Raw genomic sequence first — 25,900 nt, 5'->3', positions numbered from 1 at the left:
CGTGGCGCAGCGGAGCTTCGGATGACCGTAAAATGCCAAGCCAAGCTCAGGATCGCTAAGCGCCAGGTCTGTCTTACGGTGCGCAACGGTTGGCTGAAACAAGCAGCGTCACTCAAGCGCGAGCGCGCAAAGGGGCCAGACGCTCCGACGGCTTGAGGCGAGCGCGCCAGACGGACCGCTCGACGAGATCGCCGATGACGCCCGCTAGGACTTCGGCAACGGCCTCGCTGCCGCGTGCGTTCAGGGTTCGTTGGGACACCACCACCGAGAGCCTCCAGGATGGCGTCGGATCGGCGATCGGTATCGCGACCATCTCGCCGCTCTCGATTTCCGTAGCCAATGCGAAATGCGGCATGACGGTCGCGAAGGCCTGAGCGCGCACGAGCTCCGCGATCGCGGGCAGGCTCTCGCAGTCCGTTGCCGTCGGCGTAACATCATGGCGAGCCGCGAGCTGTTCGATGACGGTGCGCAACACGTTCGGTCGGCCCGGGAGTACAACCGGGAGCGCTTGGTTGAAGACCTGCCGGAACGAAATCTCGCGGCGGGAGGCGAGCGGATGAGCCGCTGGCACGATGAACATGAGCTCTTCGACCATCATCTCGGTCCAGGCCACGTGCTCGAACGCCTTGTGGTCGTAGAGCAGGGCGACGTCGAGGCGCCCTGACTGGATCCACTCGTCGAGCGTGCCGCTCATCGCTTCTACGATGTGCAGGCTGATGTTAGGCAGTGCCTCGGAGATCGCCCGGTACAGCGGCAGCGACAGGCCCCGGCAGGCCGAGGTTGGCAACCCGACCGAGATGCGCCCGCTCGGGCTTGTCGCCTGAGAGCGCACGACCTCCTTCGCACGCTCGACCTCCTGCAGGATGCGTCGCGCATGGTCGTAGAATTTCAGTCCGAGCTCGGTCGGTGTCACCCCGCGCGCGTGGCGGAACAGCAATTCGACGCCCAGCTCGTCTTCGAGGTTGCGCAGCTGCTGGCTGAGCGAAGGCTGGGCGATTCGCAGCACCTCGGCGGCGCGCGAAACGTTCCCGCTCTCGGCGATCTGCGCGAAGTAGCGAAGCTGGCGGAGATCCATGGCGATCCTGGTGAAGATTCGCCTCGAGGATCCGCGAAGCTGCACCACGATGTCAAACTGCTCTAACGCCGAGCAATATGCGCAAGCTATGTGCACCGCATCGAAAAAAAGCTAATTGCTACGGGTGGTTGACTGCAAGGCGGCAAAACCTCGGTCGCCTATGATCCGCACTGATAGGTATTTCCAATAGCTCATATTGGAAATTGGTCTTTGATGTCGTCTGTATTCGTTGCGTAGCTTCGAGGCGGCTGAACGAGCATCGGGCAGCAACCGGCGCCGCCATCAGGAAATCGGAGACCATCCCATGGATGCGCACAAGTACTTGCGCGGCCTCTTCCTGGCTGCGCCCTTGGCTCTGGCGGTTCCCGGCACCGCACTCGCGGAGCAGGAGCCCTGCATCGGCAACTCCGCGGCGATCACGGGGCCGGCGGCGTTTGGCGGGCAGGCGATCAAGATGGGAGCCGAGATCGCCATCGACGAGATCAACGCGAAGGGTGGCGTGCTCGGCAAGCCGCTGCGCTTCGTCCAGTACGACGATGCCGGCGCGCCGCCGCGCGGCGTCGACAATACCCGGCGCATCGCGCTGGCCGACAAGTGCGTGGTCATCCTGGGTGGATACCACTCCACCGTTTCCGTGGCGCAAGTGGAACCGGTGCACGCCATCGGTATTCCTTTCGTCGGCGTGCTCGCCGCAAACACGCAAGCGATCGAGAATGGACGCAACCCGAACTACATGTTCCGGGTCTCGGCCAAGGACAAATGGGTCGCACGGTTCCTGGTCGAGCAGGCCGCCAAGGTCTCCAAGACCGGCAAGATCGCATTCTTCTACGAGAACACAGGCTGGGGTAACGGTGCCGTTCCGGACGTCAAGGCGGCAATAGCCAAGGCCGGCAAGGATCTGGTCGCTACCGAAACCTTCAACTGGAACGACCAGGACATGACCGCCCAGGCGATCCGGGCTCGGGATTCCGGTGCCGACGTGGCGCTGTTCTGGGCTCTCGACCGCGAAGGCAACCAGCTTGTCCGCTCGATGGACAAGGTCGGCTACAAGCCCACGATCATCGGCGCCTGGGGCATCGCCGGTAATCTCGGCGAGCTTGCCGGCCCGCTCGCCAACGGCGTCGAGGTCGTGCAGACCTACAGCTTCATGGGCGATCTCGATCCCAAGGGGCAGGCGCTCTGGCAGAAGATCCAGGCGAAGTACGGCCTGAAGGACCCGTCGCAGATCAAGATGGGCTCCGGGATCGCCAACGCCTACGATGCCGTCCACATCGTGGCGCAGGCGATCGAGAAGGCCGGCGCCTACGATTGGAAGAAGGTCCGCGAGGCCCTCTACCAAGTCAAGTACGACGGCCTCGTCGCCAAGTACGACCCGGCCTTCGACGCCTCCGATCCCGAGCGCCAGGACGCGATCCTGCCGAGCTACTACAAGCTGACCGTCTGGTCCGACGGCAAGCTGCTGCCGATCGCGCAGACCCCGTACGGCAAGACGAACTGAAGGCGCGCGCGCCTCTCGCTCCTTCCCCAGCGGGAAGGGCCGGGGCGGTTCGTCCGGATCCCCCCTCACCGGGCCGGACCGCCCCGACACCGCTGAACGACCCGTCCGCCTCGCATCGGGAGCCTCCGCGGCAGCCATGACGACCGCCCTGCAATACATCCTCTCGGGCCTCGCGATCGGAGGCATCTATGCCCTGGTCGCGCTCGGCTTCCACATCATGTGGTCGGCCGCCAAGGCCGTGAACTTCGCCCACGGCGACACCCTGATGATCGGCGCCGTGCTCGCGGTGATGGGCGTCGATGCCGGCCTGCCGCAGCCGCTCGCCTGCCTGCTGGCGATCCTGGCTGGGGCCCTGTTCGGCGTCGTGCTGGAGCGTTTCGCGGTGCGGCCCTTCATCGGCGCGAACGCCTCGATCGGCTGGATGCTGACCACGATCGCGGTCGGCATCATGGCGGAGTCGCTCGCCACCATGCAGTTCGGCGGCTTCTCCCGCCCGCTGCCCTCGCCCGGGGTCGCCAGGGCGATCTCGATCTTCGGCGCGGGCGTCTATCCGCAGGAACTCGTCATTCCGGCAGTCGCAGTGCTGGTGATGATCGCGCTCCACGTGATGCAGCGGCACACCCTCGTCGGGCGCGCGATGCAGGCGGTGGCCCACAACCGGCAGGCGGCGGCCCTGATGGGCATCGACGTCGATCGGATCGTGATGTTCTCCTTCGGTCTCGCCGCCCTGTTGGGTGCGGGTGCGGGCGTGCTCGTCGCGCCCGTGATCCAGGCCTCGGCCAGCATGGGCGTGCTGCTCGGACTCAAGGGCTTCGCGGTCGCGATCATCGGCGGCATCACCAGCGGACCCGGTGTCGTCTTGGCCGGCCTCGCCTTCGGCATCATGGAGAAGTTCGTCGAGGGCTACATCTCGACTGCGGCCCGCGAGATCATCGGTTTCAGCGCGATGATCCTCGTGCTCCTCGCCTTCCCTCAGGGCCTGTTCGGCCGCCGGGAGATCTTCAAGGTATGAAGACGCTCCACCTCCTCGGCTTCGCGCTGCTCGCGGCCATCCTCGTCGCCGTCCCGCTCACCTCCGGCAACGAGTACGAACTGCGCCTGTTCATGCTGTTCCTGATCTACGGCGTGATCGCGGTCGGCCTGAACGTCCTCGTCGGTCTCACCGGCCTCGTCTCTCTGGGCCAGGCGGGTCTGTTCGCGCTCGGCGCCTATACCGGCGCGATCCTGGCGATCCGGTTCGGCCTCGACCTCGTCCTTGCGAGCGTCGGCGCCGCTCTGGTCGCCGGCCTCTTCGGCGCGGCGCTCGCCTATCCGAGCGTGCGGGTGCGGGGCGTCTATCTCGCGGTGGTGACGATCGCGTTCGGCCTCATCGTCGAGAACGTCGCCATCGAGTGGCAGAGCCTCACCGGCGGCACCACGGGGCTCACCGGCATCCCGGCCCCGAACCTTTTCGGGTATCCGCTCTCCGGCTACGCGTTCTACGCGGTGCTCGCGGTCACGCTCCTCCTCGCCACGCTGGCGACGCACAACCTGAAGCACTCGGGCTACGGCCGCGCCATGCTGGCGGTCGCCCAGAGCGAGACGGCCGCACGCAGCCTCGGCATCGGCGCGACCGGGATCCGCACGCTCGCCTTCGCGGTCGCGGCGGTCACGGCGGGGATCGCCGGCAGCTTCTACGCCTTCCTCAACGCCTACATCTCGCCCGACATCTTCACCTTCTCCGATTCCGTCCGCTTCCTGCTGATGGTGATCCTGGGGGGAGCGGCCTCGACCTTCGGGCCGGTGCTCGGGGCCTTCATCCTCACCTACCTGCCGGAGGTGCTGCAGCGCTTCGCCGAGTGGCAGAAGTTCGCCTATGGCGCCCTGCTCCTGGCCGTGATGTTCGGCCTGCCGGGCGGCATCCTCGGCACACTGGGCCAGCTCTACGCCCGCCTGCGCCCCGGCCCCCGCGGCGTCGATCCGGCCGAGGGGATCGCCGCCGCCGAGACCCTGGCGGGCCGCGAGCCCGCGAGCCTCGAGACCGCCGGCCTCACCGTTCGCTTCGGCGGCCTCACGGCGCTGAGCGCCGCGAGCATCCGAGTCGCCCCGGGCGAGATCCACGCCCTGATCGGTCCGAACGGGGCCGGCAAGTCGACCTTCGTCAACACGATCTCGGGCTTCTACCGGCCGAGCGAGGGAGGCGTGCAACTCGACGGTACTGATCTCGCCGGTCGCAAGGTTCACGGCATCGCTCGCCTCGGTCTCGCCCGCACGTTCCAGAACACCGAGCTCTTCGGGCAGATGACGGTGCTTGAGAACGTCTTGGTGGGCGGCTTCAGCCATCACGGCTACGGCCTCCCGGGCGCGATCCTGCGGACGCCCCGCTTCCGCCGCGAGGAGGCCGCCTGCCGCGCGGCCGCGATCGGCCTGCTCGACTTCGTGGGCTTGAGCGAGGCGGCCAACGAGCAGGCGCGCTTCCTGCCCTTCGGTCACCAGCGCCGGCTCGAGATCGCCCGAGCTCTCGCAACGCGGCCGCGCCTGCTGCTCCTCGACGAACCCGCCGCCGGCCTGACCACCCAGGAGATCGACGAACTGGAAGGCATGATCCGGAAGATCGCGGGTCTCGGCGTCTCGGTGCTCCTGATCGAGCATCACGTCGACCTCATCATGGCGGTCGCCGACACCGTGACGGTACTCGACTACGGACAGATCATCGCGAGCGACCGTCCGGAGGCGGTGCAGTCCGATCCGCGGGTCATCGAAGCCTATTTCGGCGGCCCGTCCGCCATCCTCGATGAGGAGGCAGCCTGATGGTCGACGAGCCCCTGCTCGTGGTCGAGAACTTGGAAGTCCGCTACGGCGCGGCAACAGCCCTCCGCGGTGCAAGCCTGACCGTACGGCGCGGCCAGCTGGTCGCCGTGATCGGCAACAACGGGGCTGGGAAGACCTCGCTCATGCGCGGCCTCACCGGGCTCGTGCGACCGAGCGGAGGTCGCGTCCTGTTCAAGGGCGAGGAGGTCACGCGGCTACCCGCCCATGCCAAGGTCGCGCGCGGTCTCGCCATGGTTCCCGAGGGACGCCTGATCTTCCCGGACCAGACCGTCGAGGACAACCTGATCCTCGGTGCCTACACCCACGGCGGCCTCAGGACCGCGCGGGCGAAGCAGACGCTCGAGCGAGCATTGGCCCTCTTTCCACGCCTGCGCGAGCGGTTGCGTCAGCCCGCCGGCAGCATGTCGGGCGGCGAGCAGCAGATGCTCGCCATCGCCCGCGGCCTGATGGCCGAGCCCGACCTCCTCGTCATCGACGAACTCTCCCTCGGCCTCGCGCCGCGGATCGTCGAACAACTGATCGGCGTCTTGCGCGACCTCAACCGCCAGGGCCTCACCATTCTTCTCGTCGAGCAACTCGCATCCTACGCGCTCGCCATCGCCGACCATGCCTACGTGGTGGCGCAGGGGCGCGTGGTGCGGGACGGCCCGAGCGGGCTTCTCGCCCGCGATCCGGAGGTCATGGAGACCTTTCTCGGCAAGAAGAAAGCCGCCTGAGCGCGGCATCTTCGAAAACCCGATCCGACGCGGCATCCGTCGATTCCGCGAACGATCCCCTACGACTTGTAAGGACCCGCCATGCCCCAGCGCGTCGTCGATCTAAGCCTCCTGATTGAAGACAACATGCCGGCCCACAAGCTCTTCCAGCGGCCGGTGCTCACCACTCATCTCAGCCACGAGAGCTCGGCAGCCCTCGGACTCGGCGTCCCCGGCGACGCGATGACCTTCCAGACCAACTTCATCGCGATGCTCGATCACGTCGGCACCCACGTGGACGCGTTCCTGCACGTGAACCCGAACGGCCAGCCCGTCGACGAGATGCCGCTGGAGATGTTCATGGGCAAGGCCGTCTGCTTCGACCTGCGCCATATCCCAGACCTCGGTGACATCACTGTCGCCGACATGGAGGCGGCCGAGGCCAAAAGCGGCGTGAAGATTGACGGTCACATCGTCCTGCTCTGCACCGGCTTCCACGCCCGCAACTATCCGAGCCTCGACTCGGTGTGGAAGAACCCGCTGCTCACAGCTGAAGCGACGAAGTGGCTGTATGAGCGCGGCTCGAAGATGCAGGGGGTCGAAGGTCCCTCGACCGATAAGCCGAGCGACAACATCTTCGCCCAGCACCGCCTCTGCCGCGATCTCGGCATGAGCCATTGGGAGTGGCTGGTGAACCTGGACGAGCTTCTGGGGAAGGGTGAGGTGCAGTTCTTCGGCGTCCCGCTGAAGTTCAAGGGCGGCTCCGGCTCGCCGGTCCGCGCCTTCGCCATCGTCAACGACTGATGCGCCTGCGGCGCCCTGTGGGGCGCCGCATCTCGACTGCGGGGAGCGAAGCGATGTCGAACGACCTCAACTTCATGACCGCGCTTGAGCTGAGACGCCTCATTGCGACCCGCGCGGTGTCGCCGGTGGAACTCACGGAGCGAGCCCTCACACGGGCGGAGGCCAGCCAAAGCACGCTGAACGCCTTCTGCCACCTGATGCCGGAAGAGGCCCGTGCCGCGGCCAAGCGCGCCGAAGAGGCGGTGATGCGCGGCGCCCCGCTCGGGCTCCTCCACGGGCTGCCAGTCTCGGTGAAGGACTTGATCGCCGTCGCGAACGCACCGTACGCCTCCGGCTCGCGCGCCATGGCGGGGAACATCGCCGCGGCCGACGCCCCTTCGGTCGAAAGACTCCGCGCGGCAGGCGCGATCATCATCGGCAAGACTACGACGAGCGAATTCGGAGCCAAGCCCGTGGGCGACTCGCCGCTCACCGGCATAACCCGGCATCCCTGGGACCTAACGAAGACGCCGGGTGGATCGAGCGCCGGGGCGGCCGCATCGGTGGCGGCCGGAATTACGCCCTTCGCACTAGGCACCGACGGCGGCGGCTCCCTGCGCATCCCAGCCGCGCTCACCGGCCTCGTCGGGCTCAAGGCGCAGTTCGGACGCGTGCCGGTCTGGCCGACCTCTGCGACGCCCACCCTGGCCCATGTCGGCTCTCTCGCGCGCAACGTGGCCGATGCCGCCCTGCTGACGAGTGCGGTTGCCGGCCACGACCCGCGCGATCCGTTCGCGGTGGCCGGGCCCGTGCCCGACCTTCTCGGCGCGGCCAAGGCTTCCGTGGCCGGTCTACGGGTCGCCTGGAGTGCGACCCTCGGCTACGCGCGGCCAACCCCCGAAGTCGCCGCCATCGCCGGTGCCGCGGCGATGGCGCTGGCGGACCAGGGCGCGATCGTGGATGAGGTCGAAGCCGTCTTCGAGTCCGACCCGGCAGATCTTTGGACCGCTGAGTTCTACGCCGGCATCGGCACACGGCTGCGCGGTGTCCTCGAATCCCGCCGCGATCTCCTGGACCCGGCCGTGGCCGACGTGCTCGACGCCGCACTCGCACAGGAGATGCGCAGCTATTACGAAACCGTATTCGCGCGCTATGCGCTGCGAGATCGGATGGTCAGCTTCTTTACCAACTACGATGTCCTTCTGTCGCCAACACTGCCTATCTCGTCCTTGGAAGCAGGGCGGAACATTCCAGACGGGCTGGAAGATCGCAGCCTCGTCTCGTGGGCCTTCTACACTTATCCCTTCAACCTCACTGGGCAGCCCGCAGCATCAGTTTGCGCGGGGATTGCCTCGGACGGGATGCCCGTCGGCATCCAGGTCGTGGGCCCCAACCTCGGCGAGTTCGACGTGGTGCGGGCGGCTGCGGCGATCGAGCGAACGAGGCCGCGGGACTATAATCTTCGGCCGTTTACAAGACAGTGACGAGGGGCTCCGGTGGCAATGCCCGGAGATAGGCTCCGGCTCCGGCGCAATTGTTTTGAGCGGCGTTGCTGTTGCTCGTTCGGACCGGGAAAAGTTAATTCCTCGCGGCCAGGGTTGATCTCAATTCGGCCAAAACCGAAAATCCGGTCGTGGCGCAAGTGGGATCCGTGATTCGCTTCGTGGCAATGTCCGCTATGAAGATGCCGGCAATGGCCGACGAATGGCCGAAATGGGCGAAAAGCCGAACGTCCGGTTCTGCGCGCGCCGGCGATCCGGCGTGACGTAGTCTGGCCGAAACCGGTCCGACCGCGTCCGGCGTTCAAGACGAAGAAGCAGACCTTTGCTGCGGCCCGGGCCGCCCTCGTCTCAATGCGGCTCGCTGCGGATCTTATGCCTGGCGGATTCGGAGGTCCGCTTGGAAGGCGAAGCAGACCTGAAAGCGGCCGCATGACATCAGCATGTCATGGCCCCTTAGCATTTAGCTCCTGTGCTACTCGCCCCGTGCACAGACTGACGATCAAGCTTCTATGATCGAGCGGATCTTGCTGGCCAATACCTCCACCGGGAAGGGCTTGGTGATCATCTGCATACCCGGTTCGAGATGGCCAGCCCCGAAGGCGGCGTTCTCCGCGTAGCCGGTCATGAACAGCACCTTGAGACCGGGCCGGCCGATGCGGGCCTGATCGGCGAGCTGGCGCCCGTTCAGGCCGGGCAGCCCGACGTCCGTGACGAGGAGGTCGATCCGTACGTCCGACTGCAGGATGCGCAGGCCAGACGGACCGTCGGGCGCCTCCCGCGTGGCGTAGCCGAGTTCGCCCAGGACCTCGACGACCAGCGTGCGCACGGTATCGTCATCCTCGACCACGAGGACCGTCTCGCCATGTTCAGCACGCGGCGTCTCGCGCCCGGTCGCGCCGGGTTCCTCCACCGCGCCGTAATAGCGGGGGAGGTAGAGCTTCACCGAGGTGCCCTTGCCGGTCTCGGAATAGATCTTGACGTTGCCCTCGGACTGCTTGGCGAAGCCGTAGATCATGCTCAGGCCAAGCCCGGTGCCCTGGCCAATGGGCTTCGTCGTGAAGAAAGGGTCAAACGCTCGCGCAATAACCTCCGGCGGCATCCCGCTGCCGGTGTCGGTGACGCAGACGCAGACATACTGCCCAGCCCGCACCCCGACCTCGCGAGCAACGTAGGCGTCGTCCAGGAATGAATTGGCCGTCTCGATGATGAGCCGCCCTCCATCCGGCATCGCGTCGCGCGCGTTGATGGCGAGGTTGAGTATGGCGTTCTCCAACTGGTTCGGGTCGCACAGCGTCAGCCAAAGGCCACCCGCCACGACCACTTCCAAGCGGACGCGCTCGCCCAGCGTGCGGCGCAGCAGGTCGTCCATCGAGCCCACCAGCCGGTTCACGTCCACGGCCTTCGCCTCCAGCGGCTGCTGGCGCGAGAACGCCAGCAGGCGATGGGTGAGCGCCGCTGCACGCTGTGCCGAGGCCATGGCGAGGCCGGCGTATCGGGTCAGGTTCTCGGTCCGCCCCTCGTTGATGCGGGTCTGCATCAGGTCGAGCGATCCAACGATGCCGGTGAGCAGGTTGTTGAAATCGTGCGCAATGCCGCCGGTGAGTTGCCCGACGGCCTCCATCTTCTGGGATTGGCGCAGCTGCTCCTCGGCCTGCTCGCGTTCCGCGATGGCCTCGCGGACGCGGGCCTCCAGCGTATCGTTCATCTCGCGTAGGGCGACCTCGGACGCCTTGGTGGCCGTGACGTCGTAGACCACGCCGACGTGACGCATCTCCGCCGAGGCGTCGTCGCGCACAGCCTCGCCGCGCCTGGCGAGCCAGCGCATCTCACCGGTGTCCGCCATCCGGACGTACATTTCCGCATAGAGAAGCTCACCGGACACCCCCAAGCTCGGGTCGAGCAAGGGGCCGCCCTCGCAGACGAGGGCGTTCACCGCGCTTACCGCCAAGGTCTCGGCCGGTACGATGCCGAGCAGGCTGCAGAACTGGGGCGACACCGCGACGGTGGCAAAGCCCGGTACGTACTCGAAAGTGCCGATCCGGCCGGCGGTCTGAGCGATGCGCAGCCGCTCCTCGACGCGCTTCTGCTCGGTGATCTCGACCAGGACCCCGGTGAAGCGCAACGGGCTGCCGTCCGCGCCGTATGCGCAGCGGCCCCGGGCATGGACCCAACGGATCGCGCCATCCGACGCCTGCAGACGATATTCTCGGTCGAATATCTCGGCGCCGTTCAGGATGCCGCTAACAGCCAGTCGCACACGCGTCCGGTCCTGTGGGTGGACGCGATTGAAGAAGGCGCCGGTGGGCACGCCGACTGCGCCGACGTCCTGCTCGATGCCGTTGAGGAGCGCGAAGCGGTCGTCGACGTGGAGCCGCTTGCCCGGGATGTCCCAATCCCAGGTCCCTGCGACCCCCGCGGCCGTGAGGGTGATCTTCAATTGCCGCTGGGCGTCGGCGAGGCGCCGCTCGATGCCGGCCTGACGTTCCGCCGCGACCTGTCCCTGACGCGCGAGCGTGACGTCGACCTGAGAGGCGAAAAAGTTCAAGAGTTCGCCGGCCTCATCGAAGACCGGGCTGAGGTAGAGCTCGTTCCAGAATGTCGAGCCGTCCTTGCGGTAGTTGAGGAGTTGAACCTTCACCTCCTTCCGACCGGCCATCGCGCCCCGGACCTGGGCCAGGGCGGCAGGGTCGGTATCGGGGCCCTGGAGGAACCGGCAGTTGCGCCCGAGCACCTCGCCGGCCGCGTAGCCGGTCAAGGCGAGGAAGGCAGGATTGGCGAAGACGATGGGGTTATCGGGGAGGCGCGGATCGGTCACGACCATCGGCTGGGGGGTGCGTTCGAATGCGGCGATGAATGGCCCCGCTGCGCCGCGCATCTCCTCCGCCGCTCCGCTCAGGGAAGCTGACTTACGTCCCGGCCCGCGAACCTCGTCGTCGGTCGGATGGGTCACGACTCGGTCTCACCGATGGCCCGTTCGACGAACTCATCGATCAGGACCTTCAGGCTTTCCAGCGACGGCAGGTCCATCAGCATGGCGATGTACCCTCGGATGTCGCGCTCGCGCACCGCGAAGTTGATGTACAGGAACAGAACCAGAGAATCGGCTCCCTCTTCGCCGACCGGCCGGAAGATCCGCGGACCGTCGCCCCTCATGACCTCCGGCAGCGACATCGTCAGGGTCCGCTGCAGCAGGTTGGCCATCGTCGCGAGGCAGCCGTTCAGGATGACGTTTCCGGTCTCGGTGAGCGCCTCGTCCTCCAGCTCCGCCACCTCGTCCGCGGACAGCTCCTCGCCGGCCACTGCCCTGACGAGCTCGCGCCCGTTTTCCTGCGGGAAGATCAGGAGGGCGCGGCCGGCGAAGGCGCCGGTGAAATCCTGCTGAATGACGACGAGCTCGGACGCCTCCCGCTCCCCGATCATGCGCGCGGCCTCGGCCCGGGACACGATCTCCACGGCCGGCACCGACAGCAGCACCTGAACGCCGATCATCTTGCGTAGGCTGGCGGCGGCCTTGCTGACGCCGATGTTGACGAGCTCGGTGAAGGCGTCGCGCTGCAGTTCGGTGAGATCGACTGTGGCTGACGTCACGACGCCGCCCTGCGCAGCCTGAGCGCGGCACCCGACAGGAACCCGGCGAGCGCCTCCTCGGTGAGCGGCTTCGCAAGGAAGGTGGCGTCGACGCTGCGGGCGCGCGCGATGATCTCGTCCTGGATGTTGGCCGAAACGACGGCGATGGGCATGTTGGGTTTCGCCGCGCGCAGGTCCGCGGCGAGTTCGAGGCCGTCCTTTCCGGGCATGTTGAAGTCGAGGAGCGCCACGTCGACCGGACGGTCCCCCATGACGGACATCGCCAGGTCGGCGTTGGCCGCCTCCACCACCTCCCAGTCCGGCCTGAGCTGGCGCAGGAGCTTGGCGACCACGAGGCGCGCGAGCTTGCTGTCGTCGACGATGAGGACGCTGGTCGGCATGGAGAGCGATGCTGGTTGGATTGCGCGCGATACGCTCGGATGCGTGGCGGGAAGATCCTTTATGCGCTTGGGTCGTCGCTGGGCAAAGCCGTAAGTGTCAGAGACGCCACTTTATCCTGGCCGGAACGGGGTCAGCCAACGCTCGACGAACGGGTCGCCGCAAGTTCCTCGCACGCTGGGCTGCAGCCGGAGCAGGACTTGATACACCGCTGTGTGCATGCGGGTGCAGGCGGTCCAGTCCACCGAGGCGGCGCGGTCTTCGAGGATGAGCAGGGCGAGCGTCTCGGCGTCCTCGACCGGGCAGACCCCTTCCAGGCGTATGGGCGCTCCCGACCCGGCGTCGGTCCGGCGTACGACGGCCATCACCTTTGCTCCCGAGCCATCTGGTCCACCGTCGGCTCGGCCGCGAGCAGGGAAACGGGGTCGAGCACGAGCAACACGCGGCCGTCGCCGAGAAGGGTCGTGCCTGCCACCCCCGGCAGGGCCGCCACGAGGCCGGATGGCGGCCGGACCACCGCTTCGATGCGGTCCTCGACGCGGTCGACTTCCAGGGCGGCGGTCTCCGGACCCACCCGGATGGCCAGGAGCAAGGCCTCCGGGGCCGCGATGGAAACGTGCCCATGCCCCGACAGATCGACGAGCCGAAACACCGGAACGGTTCGGTCCCGCAGGACCGTCGCGCGCCCGCCGGCGACGGCATGGATGGCCGTCCGCGGCCTGCGAACGACCTCCACGACGGCGTCCATCGCGATGCCGTACGATTCCCCGCCCGCTTCGACCACCATGATGCGAGCCAGGGCGACGGTCCGGGGCAGGTGCAGGCGGATCATGGTGCCAAGGCCGACTTGGCTCTCGACCGAGACGCGGCCGCCCATGCGCACCGCCGCCGCACGCACCACGTCCATGCCGACGCCCCGACCCGACAGGGCGCCGACGCTCTCCGCCGTCGAAAAACCCGGCGCGAAGATCAGGTCGATGACAGCTTCGTCATCGAGTGTCGCGGCCGCCTCGGGCGAGCATAAGCCGCGCTCGAATGCCCGGCGGCGGATGAAGTCCGGGTCGATCCCGCGCCCGTCGTCAGAGACCGACACGACGATGCCGTTGTCGTCCTGCCCGGCTGCCATGCGGATGCGCCCGGCTCCGGGCTTGCCGTCTCGTCGCCGCGTTGCCGCATCCTCCAGGCCGTGGTCGACCGCATTGCGCACGACGTGCAGCAATGGCTCGAACAGGTTCTCGACGATGCTCCTGTCCGCCTCCGTGTCCTCGCCTTCGACCTCGAGGACGACCTCCTTGCCGAGGCCGCGTGCGGCCTCGCGCACCGGACGCGTGAAACGGCGGAACACCCCTGAGAGCGGCGTGAGCCGGAGCGAGACGGCGCTCCGATGCAACGTCGTCGCGAGGCGCCCGATATTCGCGTCGGCCTCGCGGATCGCGCGGGCCAGCGTGCCCGCATCCTCGCCGGCCTCGGCCCGGGCGGCGAGATGGCCAAGGGCGTTGCGGGCCACGACGAGCTCGCCGACCAGGGCGACGAGGCCGTCGACCCGGGCGGCGTCGACCCGCAGGGTACGGGCCGCGTCTCCAACGGGGGACTCGGTCGCGCCCCTATCCTCCTCGGCACCGGTGAGGGAAGCGGTGTCCGGCCGGCCGGTCAGGACGGCATCGATGGCCGCCCGGAGGGCATCCAGCCCGCGTTCGAGCGCCCGCGCGCACTGCTCTGCGTCGACGGAACGGCCAACCGACCGGAGTGCGTTCGCCGCCGCTCGCGCGCAGGCTTCCGAACGGCCCGCGTCGGTGACCCCATCGCCCGCGGCGGCCAGCACGCGGACCTGTTCCGCGAGGATTGCTGCGACGACCGGCGGCAACGTGGGGCCGACCCCGGTCTGAACCTCGCCGACCACGGTCCGTGCGCCGGCCACGGGCATATCAATGACCGTGATCTGGTCGCCGACGAGCCGGAAGGCCGTTTCAACTTCCGGGCGCGGGGCCTCGGTCAGCAGGGTGATGACGAGGTTGCAGGCATAGGCGTCGAACTCCTCGCCCGGTTCCCAAGGCGTGGCCGGTTCGACCGAGACGGCCCGCAGGCCGGGTACCTTCCGGACCAGCGCGAGCGGGTCGTCCCCTGAGAAGAAGCAGTCGTTCCGGGGCAGGTATCGCACCGCGGTCAGCGCTTTGCCGCTGACGTCGGCAGGGTCGGCGAGACGGATGGCCCATCCCGGCAACGCTGCCGCATCAGCCGCCTGGACCTTCGCTTTGCGCCCGATGAGCGAACGGTACCGCTCGGCCAGATCGGCCGCCTCGGTCGCGGCGGTGGCCGGCAGCCGCGTCGTCGCCTCCACCGCGTCGGCCCATCGCGCCGTGGCATCGAGGGTCTCCAGCGAGAGGTCGATCAGCTTGGCATCCACCGCGAGGGTCCCGACCCGCGCCGCGGAGAGGCCATCCTCGGCGGCGTGCAGGAGCGCGAACCACGGCGGGTAATCGAACAGGCCGACGGAGCCCTTGAGCGTGTGGAAGGCGCGGAACACCCGGTTCACCGCCTCTGCGTCGCCCGGTGCCGCCTCAAGCGCGAGCAGGTCCTCCGTGGCCGATTGGACGAGCTCCCGCGTCTCGGCGAGGAATTGTTCGAGAAGCTCGTTCACGGGCGCCGTCCCGCGAGCGCCAGGGCATGCGCGGCAAGCGCGTCCTCGGAGAGCGGCTTGACCAGATAGAAGTTCGCGCCCGCGGCTCGCGCCGCCTCCCGGTCGCCGTCGCCGGCCTCGGTGCTTGTCATAAGGGCGGGGATGGACCGGATCGGGACCTCGCGACCCCGCAGGGCGCGGAGGAAGCTGAAGCCGTCCATCTTCGGCATGTTCACGTCCACGACGAGAAGGTCGTAGGTCGTGCCCAGTACCCGTTCCAGCCCCTCTATGCCGTTGAGCGCCTCGTCGACGACGAAGCCCGCCTTCTCCAGGACACCCCGATAGTACATCCGCACCAGGCTCGCGTCGTCGACGACGAGCACGCGGGGGGGCTCGACGGGTGCGGTCGCGGTCTCAGACATGCTCGCCCTCGCGCGGCCGCCTATAGACGATGGCGTCATCGTAGCGGCAGACCCTGAACAAAGGGGAGATCCGGCTCATGCTCTCGGTGTGGCCGAGGCAGACGAATCCGCCTGGGACGAGGGCATCGAAGATGTTGTCCGCCGCGACGCGTCGAGAGGCGTCGTCGAAGTAGATCAGGACGTTGCGGCAGAATATGACGTCGAACCGACCCTGCGTAGCCATCGCTGCCGCCTCCGTGAGGTTGCAGGGGGTGAAACGCACTGAGCCGCGCAGGTCCGCAAGGATGCGCCAGGCCGGGCCGAGACGCGTCTCCTCGCGCACGAAATAGCGGGCGACGAGATCCGGGCTCAGCCGCATCAGCGCGCGCTCACCATACCGGCCTTCCTCCGCGGCGGCGAGCGCGCGGGTGTCGATGTCCGAGCCGACGATCTCGATATCGTAGCGGTCGACCTCCGGCCAATTCTCCAGGAGCCAGATCGCCACCGAATAAGGCTCTTCGCCGGTCGAGCAGGGCATCGACCAGATCCGCACGGTTGCCCCTGACGGCTTGCCGGTGACGCGCTCCGGCAGAAGCGCGGAGGTCAGGCAGCGGAGCTGGTGGTCCTCACGGTAAAAATAGGTCTCGTTGATGGTGAAGGCGTTGATGAGCTTCTCGACCTCGCCGTCCGTGTCGGCGCGCAAGCGGGCGAGGTAGACCGCGAAGGAGCGAGACGCGGTGGCCTGCATGCGTTCGGCGAGGCGCCGGTCGACGAAATAGCGCTTGGCCGGCGTGAACAGGATGCCGGTGCGCCGGTACAGGAACTCGCAGAAGCGCGCGAAGTCGGCATCGGTAACCGGCGATGTGGGTTCGGACACGCGCTCAACGCCCCGATCCGAGGCGCGCGAGCACGGTGTCGATGGCCTGGGGCAGGAAGGCCTCCGATGAGAACCGGCTCCGGGCGGCACGCAACGACGGCACCGCATCGGACGTCCCGATCTCCGCCAGCACCTCCACAGCTGCACCGCAGACGTTCGGGTGGGTCTCGCGCTCGAGCAGGCGCGCGAGCATGCCATTTGCGGCCTCGGTCGGCTGAGTCCGCACGATCTCGGTGGCGAGCAGCCGGACGTCGGCGTCCGCGTCGGCGAGCAGGCTGGGCAGCACCGAGGAAGCCGCGGCGGGCATCGCCTGGAGCGCCTCGATGCAGGCGTTGCGCAGCGACGCGTCTTCCGAGCGCAAGTGCCGGGCGAGCGCGGCGGCGGCGGATGGATCGGCTATGGCCAGAAGCGCCGCGAGAACAGCTTCACGAGCGCGCGGGTCCGTCTCCGCTTCAAGGGCATTCCCCAGATCGTCCGCCGCCCCGGTGCGGCTGGTGCGGTCGCGTGGGGCGGGAATGGCTGCAGACACGCCCGTGCTTTCGGGCGGACGGGGCGGATCGCGGCGTACGAGCGGCATCAGGGCACCATGTCCAGCAGCGCGTCGGCGATGTCGTCGAGCGGCGAGACTACGGTGGCGCCTCCCGCCCGGACCAGCTCTCCCGGCATGCCCCACACCACCGCCGTCTCCTCGCTCTCTGCGATGGTGCGGCCGCCCTTCGCTTGCAACTCTGCCATCGTCGCGGCGCCGTCGCGGCCCATGCCGGTCATCAGCACGCCGATCAGGCGTGAGGGTTGGACCAGTTCGAGGGCGCTCGCGACGAGGCGGTCGACGCTCGGGTGCCAAAGGTAATCGGCATGAACCGGCACCGGTTGCACGACCAGTCCGGAGGGGCGGCGCGCGAGCGTCACATCCGCGTCCCCCCTCCCCACGTAGACGTTGCCCGAAGCCAGCGGCATCGGCCGCGTGGCTTCCTGCACCCGTAGGGCGCACAGACCGTCGAGCCGGCGCGCCAGGGGCCCGGTGAAGCTGCCGGGCATGTGCTGTGCAACTACGACCGGCCACGGAAAATCCGCCGGCAATCGCGACAGCAAGGCATCGAGCGCGGGCGGTCCGCCCGTGGATGTCCCGACCAGCACGACACCCTCGACCGGCCCGGGCGCGGGCGACGACGTGGGCGGTGTCGCAGGCGAAGGCACGGACGCTCGTCGCGGTGGCAATCCCGCCGCGACGCGGGCCGAGGAGGCGCTCCTGGCACGGATGCGCTCTGCCAGGCGCAGGGTCGGACGCAGGCGGGCGCGGGCGGCCGCCCGGACCTTCTGCACAATCAGCGGACCGAGGCGGTCGATCTCCAGGGAGACGGCGCCGCCGGGCTTGGCGACGAAGTCGACGGCGCCGCGCTCCATCGCGTCGAGCGTGACCTCCGCGCCATCCGCGGTCAGGGACGACACCATCACCACCGGCGTCGGACGATCCAGCATGATGCGGTCGAGGCATGCGAGGCCGTCGAGGCCCGGCATATTGACGTCGAGGGTGATCACGTCCGGGCGGAACCGGGCATGCTCGGCCAGCGCCTGATCGCCATCTCGCGCGAAGGCCAACTCGAAGTCCGGTTCCTGCGCGAACACGCCGCCGAGGAGCTTGCGCATCAGCGCCGAGTCGTCGACGACCAGGAGGCGGATCATGCCGCGGGTTCCGCGCCGGCGTCCTGCCGCCGCGGCCGCTTCGTCGAAGCGCGCACGCTGCGGTCCGTGCCGGCGAGGAGTACCGAGGCGTCGACGATAGGCAGAAGGCTGCCATCGTCGAGGGTTGCGACCCGGTCGATGGCGTTCTCCGCGTCCCCGGAATAGTCGGGCGTCGGCCGGATCGCGGCCGCGTCAAGGCGCAGCATGCGCGAGACACCGTCGACGAGCAGGCCGGCGACGTTGCCACCGGCTTCGAGCACGACGATGCGCCGGCGCGGGCCGGCCTGGCCGGGCGGCAGGCCGAAGCGTCGTCGCTGGTCCACCACGGCCAGCACGGTACCCCGCACGTCTATGGCTCCGACGATCAGGTCCGGCGACCGGGGCAGGCGCGCCATGGTCTCCGGGACGCGGAGAACCTCCCGCACCGCGCCGACCGCTACGCCGTAGCTTTCGCCCCCGACGTCAAAGACCACGACCTGCTCGGTCGCATCTCTCGCCATGACATCCGAGGTCTTGGGATTATGGGAGCGTACGGTCGAGGTGGTCACGGACGTCCCTTCCAACAGGCGGTCGGGGGACAGCACGGAGACGAGCGTCCCGGCTCCATCGACCCGGCAGATCGCGTCGACGGCGGTCGCGCCGCCCCGGCTCAACGCCGACGGCACCGGATCGACGGCATCAGGGGCGAGCCGCAGGATCGGACCTAGGGCATCGACGACGAGGCCGGTCTCCGTTCCTCCGAGGCGCGCGACGACGATGCGCGCGTCCGCCCCCGGCAATGGCGCGGCGAGGCCGAGCAGCGCAGGCAAGTTCAGCAGCGGAAGCACCCGGCCCCGCAGCGCGACGACGCCCAGGGCGGCGGTCCCGGCCCGCGGCACCGGCACGACGTCCGGCGGCAGCGCGAGCACCTCCGCGACCCGCTCCAGCGGCAAGGCGTAGGATCGCCCGGCGGCCGTGAAGGAAACCAGCGCGACGCGCTCCGCATCCGCCGCGCCGGCAACCTCATCCCGTCCATGCCGGACGCCTGCGGACGCGGACGCGCCGGCACGCCCACGGGGAAACGCTTCCGCGACCAAGGCCGGGAGATCGAGCACGCGAACCTGCCCCGATCCCGCCGTGGTGGTGAGACGCCGGACTTTCGATGGGCCTTCTTCCTCGAAAGATTCCGCGCCTGCCGAGAACGCGACGACGCGGTCGACCAACAGCCCGACCGCCTCGGCCGCCTCTGCCACGACGACTCGGGTCGGTTCCGTGGCGGGCTCGAATCCCGGACGCACGACGCGGCGCAAGTCGAGCACCGGTAGGGCCGTACCGCGAAGGTTGGTGAGCCCGGCCAGCGCGGCCGGTGCGCCGGGCACCCGCGTCAGCCTGGGCGGCCGGAGAAGCTCGCGGACGATGCCCGCATCGAGGGCGAAGTCGTCCGAGCCCAGCGTGAAGACGAGGTAGCGTCGGTCGCCCGTGCCGTCGGTCTCAGGCATCCGCGGCCTGCAACTCGTCGGCGAGCGACGCGATTTCCTCGACGCTCGCCGCGAGATCCTCGGCACCCTTCGACTGCTGGCGCGCCGCAGTTGCGGCCTCGCTGGAGGCGCGGTCAGCCTGCTCGGCCGCGGCCGCGATCTGCTGCGCGCCCGTCAGGCCCTCGCGGGCGGCGACGACGATGGCGCCCGCCCCGGTCAGGACGTCGGCATTGCCAGCCTCCAGTCGGGCGATGTCTTCCTCGACGCCGGCCAGAATTACGACCAGAGCCCGATTGCGCTGCGCCTCCGTCTCGGACGCAGCGACGACCATCTCAAGCGCGCGTCGAACGGCGGCAACACCATCTTGTATGGCGCGCACGGTGTCGAGGATGCGGTCCGCGTTCGCCGCCGCGTCGCGGGCCAGCGCGCGGATGTCGTTCGACACCACGGCGAAACCCCGACCCCCCTCGCCGGCGCGGGCCGCCTCGATGGCGCCGCTGACCGCGAGCATGTTCACCTGCACGGCGACCAGGGCGATAGAGCCGACGGTCTTCTCGATGCGGCGATTGCTGCCTTCCAATTCGCCGATGCGGGCGAGGCAGGCGCGGGTCTCGCCGAGGGAGCGCTCGACGCCGTCGGCGAGACAGTCGACCGCCGAGCGCACGTCCCGCATGGTCGCCCCGATGCCGGCGACGCTCTCTCGGGCGGCCGTCGCATTCGAGCTGAATACCGCGGCGCTACGCTCGACCTGGGCCATCGCGGCGCTGGACTGCTGCGCGGCGGCGCTCTGGATGGCGGTCCCGCGGCTGATCTGGTCGATGGCGGCGAGGATCTCGCCGGCCGCCCCGGCCAATTCCTGGACCGTGGCCGAGAGTTCCTCGGCCGCCGAGGCAACCTCCTCGGCTCGATCCCGGACCGAGCCGCTGCCGGTCAGGTCGTCGGCGAGACCCGCCAACGCCTGCGCGGTCGTTTGAGCCTGGTCGAGGGATTGCGTCTGCTGCGCCACGGCCTGCTGGGCCTGCCCTGCGGCGGCGGCCTGCTCCTCTGCCGCGGAGGCGATCTGCTCCGCGCCGCGTTGCGCCTCTCGGATGGCCGTCTCGGCCTCGACCGCGGCGGCCAGGATGCCCTGCGCGCCCTCCGACAACGTGCCGAGTTCCGAGCGGACCGCCTCCAATCTCTCGGTTACGCGGCTGCCGGCCTCCGCTTCGGCCGTCGCAGTCCGGGCCGCGGCGCGTATGATGTCGCCGACACCGCGGACTTCGGTGCGGATCGCCTCGGCCAGCGTTCGGACCTCGGCGGCGCTCGTTTCGGACGTCTCGGCAAGCGCCCGCACCTCGTCGGCGACGACCGCGAAGCCGCGCCCGTGCTCGCCGGCACGAGCCGCCTCGATGGCGGCGTTCAGGGCGAGCAGGTTAGTCTGGTCGGAGATGTGCTCGACCGTTCCGGTGATCTCGCCGATGCTGGCGGCCCCACGGTCGAGCTCCTCGATCAAAGTGACCGTGGCGGATTGTCGGTGGGAATTGGCCTGCACGGCTGCGACCGACGTGGTGATTTGAACGCCGTTCTCCGCCAGCTGCGTCTGGAACGCCGTGGTCGACTGACGCGAGGCGTCCGCCCGTTCCCGGGCCTCTGACAGACGGGCGGCGATGCCCTCGATGGCGCCGATGGACTCCTGCGCGGCCCCGGCGGCTTCCTCGGCGCCGGAGGCGATCTGCTCCATCGACCGGCGCAGTTCCTCGGCGGCCGACGACGCCTCGATCATCCCGGCCGCGAGTTCCTCCGTCGCGGCGGCGAGCCGCTCGGCGGCCTTCTCCCGCCTCGCACGGGACCGCTCGCGCGAGCGTCCGGCTGGGATAGGCGTGACCGGGGAAGGGTTCGGAACACTCGCGCCGGCATCGGCGGATTCTTCCTGCGGCGCGAGCCGCGTCCTCTTCACCAGCGCCATGGACGGTTCACTCGCGTTCGACCGTCCTTCCTGCCGAACGCAAGGGTGAGGAGGGTTCGGAAGTAGAATCCGCGGTTCTAAGCCTGAGGACGCTGCGGTCAAGGATAACCCGGCAGTATCGTACGGTTGCATGTGGATGCTCGGAGCGCCCATGTCCCCGCCCGCGCGGATGAAAGGCGGCCGCCGCCCCTTGTGGGATCACGATGTCTGGCATCAGAGGTGATCCAGCCGATCCCGCCCGAACGACAGCGCATCGTCGTGGAGCGCGCGACTGCGTCCGAATCCGCCTCGGGACCGACCGACGCGAGCAGGTGCCGGCGCCGGAATGGCAAGCCCAATCACTACAGGTCGCACGGTCTCGCCCGGCTACCGCACGGGCGCTCCCGCGGACCCGGGGCCCCCTCCCGGGTTCCCCAACCTAGGGCGCCATCCCCGGGTGCCGCGCTGGAGCGCCGCCTTGTCCCCGCCCCCCGCCGCTCGGCCGCCTCCCGACATTCGGCGAGGCAGGCCACGTCCACATCGTCGTCGTGACGCCCAAGGCCAGCCCGAGCAGGTACGCCTACGCGGAAGCGCTCGGTGCCTTCCTGTTCAAGTTGGTCCTGCCGGAGGGCACGACCTTCCCTTACGGCTCCGGGATGATCCCCTCGACCAAGGGCGCCGACGGCGACCCGCTCGACGTCCTGCTGTTGCTCGATGCGCCCGCCTTCCCGGACTGCGTGCTGGAGGCGCGGCTGGTCGGCGTCATCGCGGCCGCGCAGCGAGAGCGCGACGGCGCCTGGGAGCGCAACGACCGTCTGATCGGTGTAGCGGTGACGGCCCGCACGATTGACGCCGCGTCCGGTCGCCGTTCGACCTTAACGCGCCCAGGTGGTCTTAGAACGTCGAGCGGGCCTCGATGCTGGAATAATAGCCGGAGCCCTGAACCCTATCGCGGACGTAGCCGGCGGCCACGGACATCTGGACCGGTCCGAACCGCACGCCGGTCAGATGTGCACCGATGCGATATTGCCGGAAGAAATCGTCGCCCAGGAACAGCACTTCAGGCCCGACATAGACGCCGTCAGCGAGCATGTAGCCGACGCGTAGGCGGGAATAGTAAGCATTGAACTTGGTCGAGTATGAGCCGTAGGCGGAGACCATCGTCCGGTCGGTCGGCGTCGCGTAGAAGTTGCCGGCGACCTTCAATCCGACCCCCGTGCCCACGACCGGGTTGCCCGGATCGGGGACGGACAGCTGATTGCTGCGGACGTTGAATCCGATGAATCCGGCGAGAGCGGCGTCCTTCCAGACCCACTCATAACCCGCCTGCAGGGCGCCTTCCTGCTGGTAGCCGGTCACCCGCGTCGCAACGGACCGGCCGGGATACGAGTAGGTTCCACCGATGGCATCGACGCGGACCCGCAGGCCGTCCTGCGTGGGCGAACCGTTGGGCGCGGCCGTCACCGTGACGGCGCCGAAAGCCGAGCTGTTCGACGTGACGCTGGTCGAGCCGTCGACGGCGACGGCCCAGCTGTCATCGACCGCCTGCTGCGAGGCGCCGGTGTACCAGTCCACGCCCGCGGTCCGGGTCGGAAGGTCGGCGGCTGCCGCGCTAGAGGCGGAAGCCGCCGCGCAGGCGCACGAGAAGGCCAGAGCAGTCGTGAACGGAGCGAAAGGACGTCGGGCAGTCGGTTCTGCGGTCCCGCCCATATTCACCGGCTCCGTTAAGGTACGATTTACGCTTTAACCAACACTCAGCGACAATGATTAACATTCGATTTTGGATGGACTGGCATTCGACCTGGATGTAGCCGCCAAGATCGGGCCCCTGGGCGCGCTCCTGGCGGCTGCACGGGCGGCGCAGCGAGAAGCAATCAGGCGGCGCGCGCGCGCTTCACCGCGACGTCGAGGACGACCTGGAGGTCCTCGTTGCGGAAGGGCTTGTCGATGCGCAGGAAGGCGTCGGCGGATTTCGGCAACTGGCCGTGCGGGCTGGCGAGAATGATCCGGATCTCCGGATAGCGCTCGACCACGGTGGCGGCGAGCTGAAGGCCCGCCATCACCGGCATGGATTGATCGACGATCATCGCGTCGAAGGAAGCGTCGCGGGCGAGAACCTCGAGGGCGTGCGCCCCGGAGGCGGCCTGCACCACGGCGTGTCCGAGATCGCCAAGCACCTCGGCGACACTCGCTCGCACGAGGCCGTCGCTCTCCACGAGCAGGATCTTCAGGCCCATCGAGAGGGCCGGCGGGAGCTTGGCGGCGATGCGGGGCGCGGCGGGCAGCCAGAATTCGGCCAGGAAGGGCTCGGCGCCGATCCCGTCGCGGATGAGGCGCCAGATACCGCCGCTCTCGGTGACCAGCGCAGCAGTCGTCGCCAGGGTCGGTCCCGACCCGACCGGCAGCGGCGCGGCCGCGGGGCGGCGACCGCTGCTGACGAGCACCCGGACGTAGGCCGAGGACGCCGCCTCGGCGCTCACATCCTCGGGAATGCCCTCGACCGCCGCGATGGCGAAGCCGGCGAGGCCGGCGTCGCGGATATGGAAGGCCAGATTGAGGAGCAGCAGCTCCAGCACGCGCTCGCTGCACAGGACGGGCGGCAGCCCCGCGGGGATGCGGTTGAGGACCGGCATCTCGCCAAGGGCGTTGGCCGCCAAAAACGGCAGGTAACCCTCGAAGGTGGTGGCGAGGTCGGTCTCGGCGAGCGTGATGCCGGTCTCGTCGCCGCGCACGAGGTGCAGCATCCGGCGGGTCAGCGCAGCGCCCCGGCGCGCGCCGGCCGTTGCTCGTCCGACCAACCGTTCCTGGTCGTCCCCGAGGGCGTGCCGACGCGTCAGCAGCGCGAGATTCGTCAGCACGACGGTGAGGACGTCGTTGAACTCGTGGACGATGCCGTCGGTCACTCGCCGCAGGACGAGGTTGCGGCGCGGCTCGATCGGTGGCGAAAGGGTCGTGGCCTCGCCGCCCGAAAGCTTCCGCATCAGGGCGAAGAGCCGACGGTCGCCTCTGGCATCGGCGAGGCAGTGCAGCCTCACCTGAACCTGCTGCTCCGGCCAGTCGCGCAGGTGCAGGACCACGTCGGTCGGACCGTCGGCCGCGAGGGCGGCGGAGCGCGCCCGGTCGAGAACGGGCCGGTCGTCGGCGACGAAGCAGGCGGCGAACGGAGCGCCGTCGGGCTCGCCCGCGGTTCGGGAATCCAGCAAGGTGCGGCCGGTATCGGGATCGATTTCGCAGCAGGCCCAGCCGGAAATCGACTCGAAAGTGGTCAGTCGCGCCTTGAGCCGCGCGAAATCGGACCCGGCGCCGGCCAACATAAGCCCGGCGCTGCGGCGATGGCCCGCGAAGACGTCCGAGAGCGCCGCGAACTCGCCGATCCACATGTGGGGCGCATCGGATTCGCCATCGGTCTCGCCCTCCCCCTTCAGGAGGCGGCGCAGCGGTCGCGTCAGCCGCTCCCCCGCGACGAAGCCGAGGGCTGCCGCGCAGGCCACGAGGGCGAGGCCGATGCCGAGCATCCGCCAGTCCGGCACCGCGGCGAGCGGCTCGCCGGAGGGAGTGGCCTGCGCCGTCACCAGCCATCCCGGGGAACCGATCTCGGCCGCGACGCGCATCGGCGTCGTGGCCGAGACGCTTATCGTCCGGAAGGCGTCCGGGGTCCCGGCGAGGACCCGGCTGTCCGGGGTGGCGACGAGGAACCCAAGTGTCTCGGGCAGCGCCGCGGCGCGGCGCACGTCCTCTTCGACCTTGGTGAAGTAGCTTGGGTTGGCGTCGAGGCGCAGCAGGCCGTCCTGCCCACGCTCACCCAACGCGACGGCGGCCCCGAACGGCGAGTCGGCCTCCGCCCCGTCGGTGACGACGATCACGCCGGCCGCACGGCCACGCAGGAACCAGGACTGCCGCGCGACGCTGCTGCCGATGCGGCCCTCGTCCTGGGCTGCCAGCACGGTGCCGTCCGGCGCGACAAGCGCGGCGTCCCGGTAGACCGGGTTCAGGTCGAGCCATGCGCGCAGGCGTGCGGCGCGCTGGTCGGGGGAAAGAAGGCGCTCCTCGTCGCGGAGCGTCAGGGCGGCGTTGCGCGCATCACCAACGGTCTGCCGCAGCCGCGCCGCGATGGCGGCGACGTAGGCGCGCGAGGCCGAGCCGACCATCTCCTGCTGGGACGACGCGGTGCCGGGCTGAGCGGCCGGAGCGACGATCAGCATGGCGGCCGCGAACCCGGCCGCAGCGGCGATCGCCACCTGCAGCGCGTTCAGCAATCCGAGGGAAATCTGCAGCGGCTTCGCGGTCATCCGTACGCCCGAGGGGTCGGTACCGAGCGAGGCTCGATTTTCGTTAAGGGTCGATTAAGGCCCGCGGCGCATCCAGGCTCCGACATCTGTTCCGGACGCGGCCTGCCTGGCGCGCGACGCGCCTCGTCATGACTATTCGTGGCGCTCTTCGTCGCATGAGCCGCGCCGCCACTGATCACTGCGAAGCTCGGAGACGAATCGTTAATGTATTGAACGCGACAGCGTGTCTTGATTCTGGTGTCGCAGCCCGATCGACTTCACCACGCCGTCGGTCGTCTCGGATGCCCACATTCCTAAGTTAACCGTAATTTCCGATCAAATC

19 protein-coding genes and 3 pseudogenes are annotated in these 25,900 nt (G+C 68.9%); 7 read left to right on the top strand and 15 right to left on the bottom strand.

Features of this window, described 5'->3' with window-relative positions:
* Positions 1–112 precede the first annotated feature (112 nt).
* Positions 113–1,075: a LysR family transcriptional regulator gene (locus JOE48_RS24560; RefSeq protein ID WP_210033623.1), complete on the bottom strand. Its 963-nt coding sequence runs from the start codon at positions 1,073–1,075 to the stop codon at positions 113–115.
* A 304-nt stretch (positions 1,076–1,379) separates the two neighbouring features.
* Here JOE48_RS24560 and JOE48_RS24555 point away from each other — a divergent pair, with 304 nt between their 5' ends.
* From JOE48_RS24555 to JOE48_RS24530, 6 genes are all read left to right on the top strand, one after another.
* Positions 1,380–2,573 (top strand): ABC transporter substrate-binding protein, encoded by a 1,194-nt coding sequence (locus JOE48_RS24555; protein WP_210033622.1) that lies wholly within the window; start codon positions 1,380–1,382, stop codon positions 2,571–2,573.
* Positions 2,574–2,709: 136 nt separating this feature from the next.
* Positions 2,710–3,585 carry a branched-chain amino acid ABC transporter permease gene (locus tag JOE48_RS24550; protein WP_210033621.1) on the top strand — a complete coding sequence of 292 codons (876 nt, stop codon included), beginning with the start codon at positions 2,710–2,712 and terminating at the stop codon, positions 3,583–3,585.
* The gene (locus JOE48_RS24545) at positions 3,582–5,363 is read left to right on the top strand and encodes an ABC transporter permease subunit (RefSeq protein ID WP_210033620.1); all 1,782 of its coding nucleotides are present in this window, start codon (positions 3,582–3,584) and stop codon (positions 5,361–5,363) included. The genes JOE48_RS24550 and JOE48_RS24545 overlap by 4 nt, the downstream gene beginning before the upstream one ends.
* Positions 5,363–6,100, top strand: coding sequence for an ABC transporter ATP-binding protein (locus JOE48_RS24540; RefSeq protein ID WP_210033617.1), 738 nt, complete (start codon positions 5,363–5,365; stop codon positions 6,098–6,100). Before JOE48_RS24545 ends, JOE48_RS24540 begins: the two co-directional genes overlap by 1 nt.
* A gap of 81 nt (positions 6,101–6,181) precedes the next feature.
* The gene (locus JOE48_RS24535; protein ID WP_210033615.1) at positions 6,182–6,883 is read left to right on the top strand and encodes a cyclase family protein; all 702 of its coding nucleotides are present in this window, start codon (positions 6,182–6,184) and stop codon (positions 6,881–6,883) included.
* 53 nt (positions 6,884–6,936) lie between these two features.
* Positions 6,937–8,346, top strand: a complete 1,410-nt coding sequence (locus tag JOE48_RS24530) for an amidase family protein (protein ID WP_210033613.1) — start codon at positions 6,937–6,939, stop codon at positions 8,344–8,346.
* Between the two features lie 517 nt (positions 8,347–8,863).
* Here the strand turns inward: JOE48_RS24530 and JOE48_RS31270 are convergent.
* The 12 genes and pseudogenes from JOE48_RS31270 to JOE48_RS24475 form a co-directional block, all read right to left on the bottom strand.
* Positions 8,864–10,159 (bottom strand): annotated as a pseudogene (locus JOE48_RS31270) (ATP-binding protein); the annotation flags it as partial.
* A 279-nt stretch (positions 10,160–10,438) separates the two neighbouring features.
* A pseudogene (locus JOE48_RS31265) lies at positions 10,439–11,239 on the bottom strand (PAS domain-containing protein); the annotation flags it as partial.
* A 71-nt stretch (positions 11,240–11,310) separates the two neighbouring features.
* A complete protein-coding gene (locus tag JOE48_RS24520) occupies positions 11,311–11,952 on the bottom strand; it encodes a chemotaxis protein CheX (RefSeq protein WP_210033608.1) in 642 nt (213 codons plus the stop codon).
* A complete protein-coding gene (locus tag JOE48_RS24515; RefSeq protein ID WP_210033606.1) occupies positions 11,949–12,332 on the bottom strand; it encodes a response regulator transcription factor in 384 nt (127 codons plus the stop codon). The genes JOE48_RS24520 and JOE48_RS24515 overlap by 4 nt, the downstream gene beginning before the upstream one ends.
* 111 nt (positions 12,333–12,443) lie before the next feature.
* Entirely contained in the window at positions 12,444–12,695 is a 252-nt protein-coding gene (locus JOE48_RS24510) for a hypothetical protein (RefSeq protein WP_210033603.1), read from the bottom strand.
* Positions 12,695–14,968 (bottom strand): chemotaxis protein CheA, encoded by a 2,274-nt coding sequence (locus JOE48_RS24505; RefSeq protein WP_210033602.1) that lies wholly within the window; start codon positions 14,966–14,968, stop codon positions 12,695–12,697. The genes JOE48_RS24510 and JOE48_RS24505 overlap by 1 nt, the downstream gene beginning before the upstream one ends.
* A complete protein-coding gene (locus JOE48_RS24500) occupies positions 14,965–15,369 on the bottom strand; it encodes a response regulator (RefSeq protein ID WP_210033601.1) in 405 nt (134 codons plus the stop codon). Before JOE48_RS24500 ends, JOE48_RS24505 begins: the two co-directional genes overlap by 4 nt.
* Positions 15,362–16,225, bottom strand: a complete 864-nt coding sequence (locus JOE48_RS24495; protein WP_312893364.1) for a protein-glutamate O-methyltransferase CheR — start codon at positions 16,223–16,225, stop codon at positions 15,362–15,364. The genes JOE48_RS24500 and JOE48_RS24495 overlap by 8 nt, the downstream gene beginning before the upstream one ends.
* Positions 16,226–16,229: 4 nt before the next feature.
* Positions 16,230–16,802 (bottom strand): HEAT repeat domain-containing protein, encoded by a 573-nt coding sequence (locus JOE48_RS24490; protein ID WP_210033594.1) that lies wholly within the window; start codon positions 16,800–16,802, stop codon positions 16,230–16,232.
* Positions 16,802–17,908 carry a chemotaxis-specific protein-glutamate methyltransferase CheB gene (gene cheB / locus JOE48_RS24485; protein WP_210033593.1) on the bottom strand — a complete coding sequence of 369 codons (1,107 nt, stop codon included), beginning with the start codon at positions 17,906–17,908 and terminating at the stop codon, positions 16,802–16,804. Before cheB ends, JOE48_RS24490 begins: the two co-directional genes overlap by 1 nt.
* Positions 17,905–19,386, bottom strand: coding sequence for a chemotaxis protein CheW (locus JOE48_RS24480; RefSeq protein ID WP_210033592.1), 1,482 nt, complete (start codon positions 19,384–19,386; stop codon positions 17,905–17,907). The genes cheB and JOE48_RS24480 overlap by 4 nt, the downstream gene beginning before the upstream one ends.
* Positions 19,379–21,310, bottom strand: coding sequence for a methyl-accepting chemotaxis protein (locus JOE48_RS24475; protein WP_210033591.1), 1,932 nt, complete (start codon positions 21,308–21,310; stop codon positions 19,379–19,381). Before JOE48_RS24475 ends, JOE48_RS24480 begins: the two co-directional genes overlap by 8 nt.
* 527 nt (positions 21,311–21,837) lie before the next feature.
* Between JOE48_RS24475 and JOE48_RS30530 the strand changes: the two are divergent.
* Positions 21,838–22,125 (top strand): annotated as a pseudogene (locus JOE48_RS30530) (inorganic diphosphatase); the annotation flags it as partial.
* A 58-nt stretch (positions 22,126–22,183) separates the two neighbouring features.
* Here JOE48_RS30530 and bcsS read toward each other — a convergent pair.
* The gene (gene bcsS / locus JOE48_RS24465) at positions 22,184–22,999 is read right to left on the bottom strand and encodes a cellulose biosynthesis protein BcsS (RefSeq protein ID WP_210033590.1); all 816 of its coding nucleotides are present in this window, start codon (positions 22,997–22,999) and stop codon (positions 22,184–22,186) included.
* 164 nt (positions 23,000–23,163) lie between these two features.
* Positions 23,164–25,578, bottom strand: coding sequence for a response regulator (locus tag JOE48_RS24460; protein WP_210033589.1), 2,415 nt, complete (start codon positions 25,576–25,578; stop codon positions 23,164–23,166).
* Between the last annotated feature and the right edge of the window lie 322 nt (positions 25,579–25,900).

The organism is Methylobacterium sp. PvR107 (assembly GCF_017833295.1).
Classification (GTDB): domain Bacteria; phylum Pseudomonadota; class Alphaproteobacteria; order Rhizobiales; family Beijerinckiaceae; genus Methylobacterium.
The sequence above is the reverse complement of the archived record's forward strand: the minus strand, read 5'-3'. Positions and strand labels throughout refer to the sequence as shown.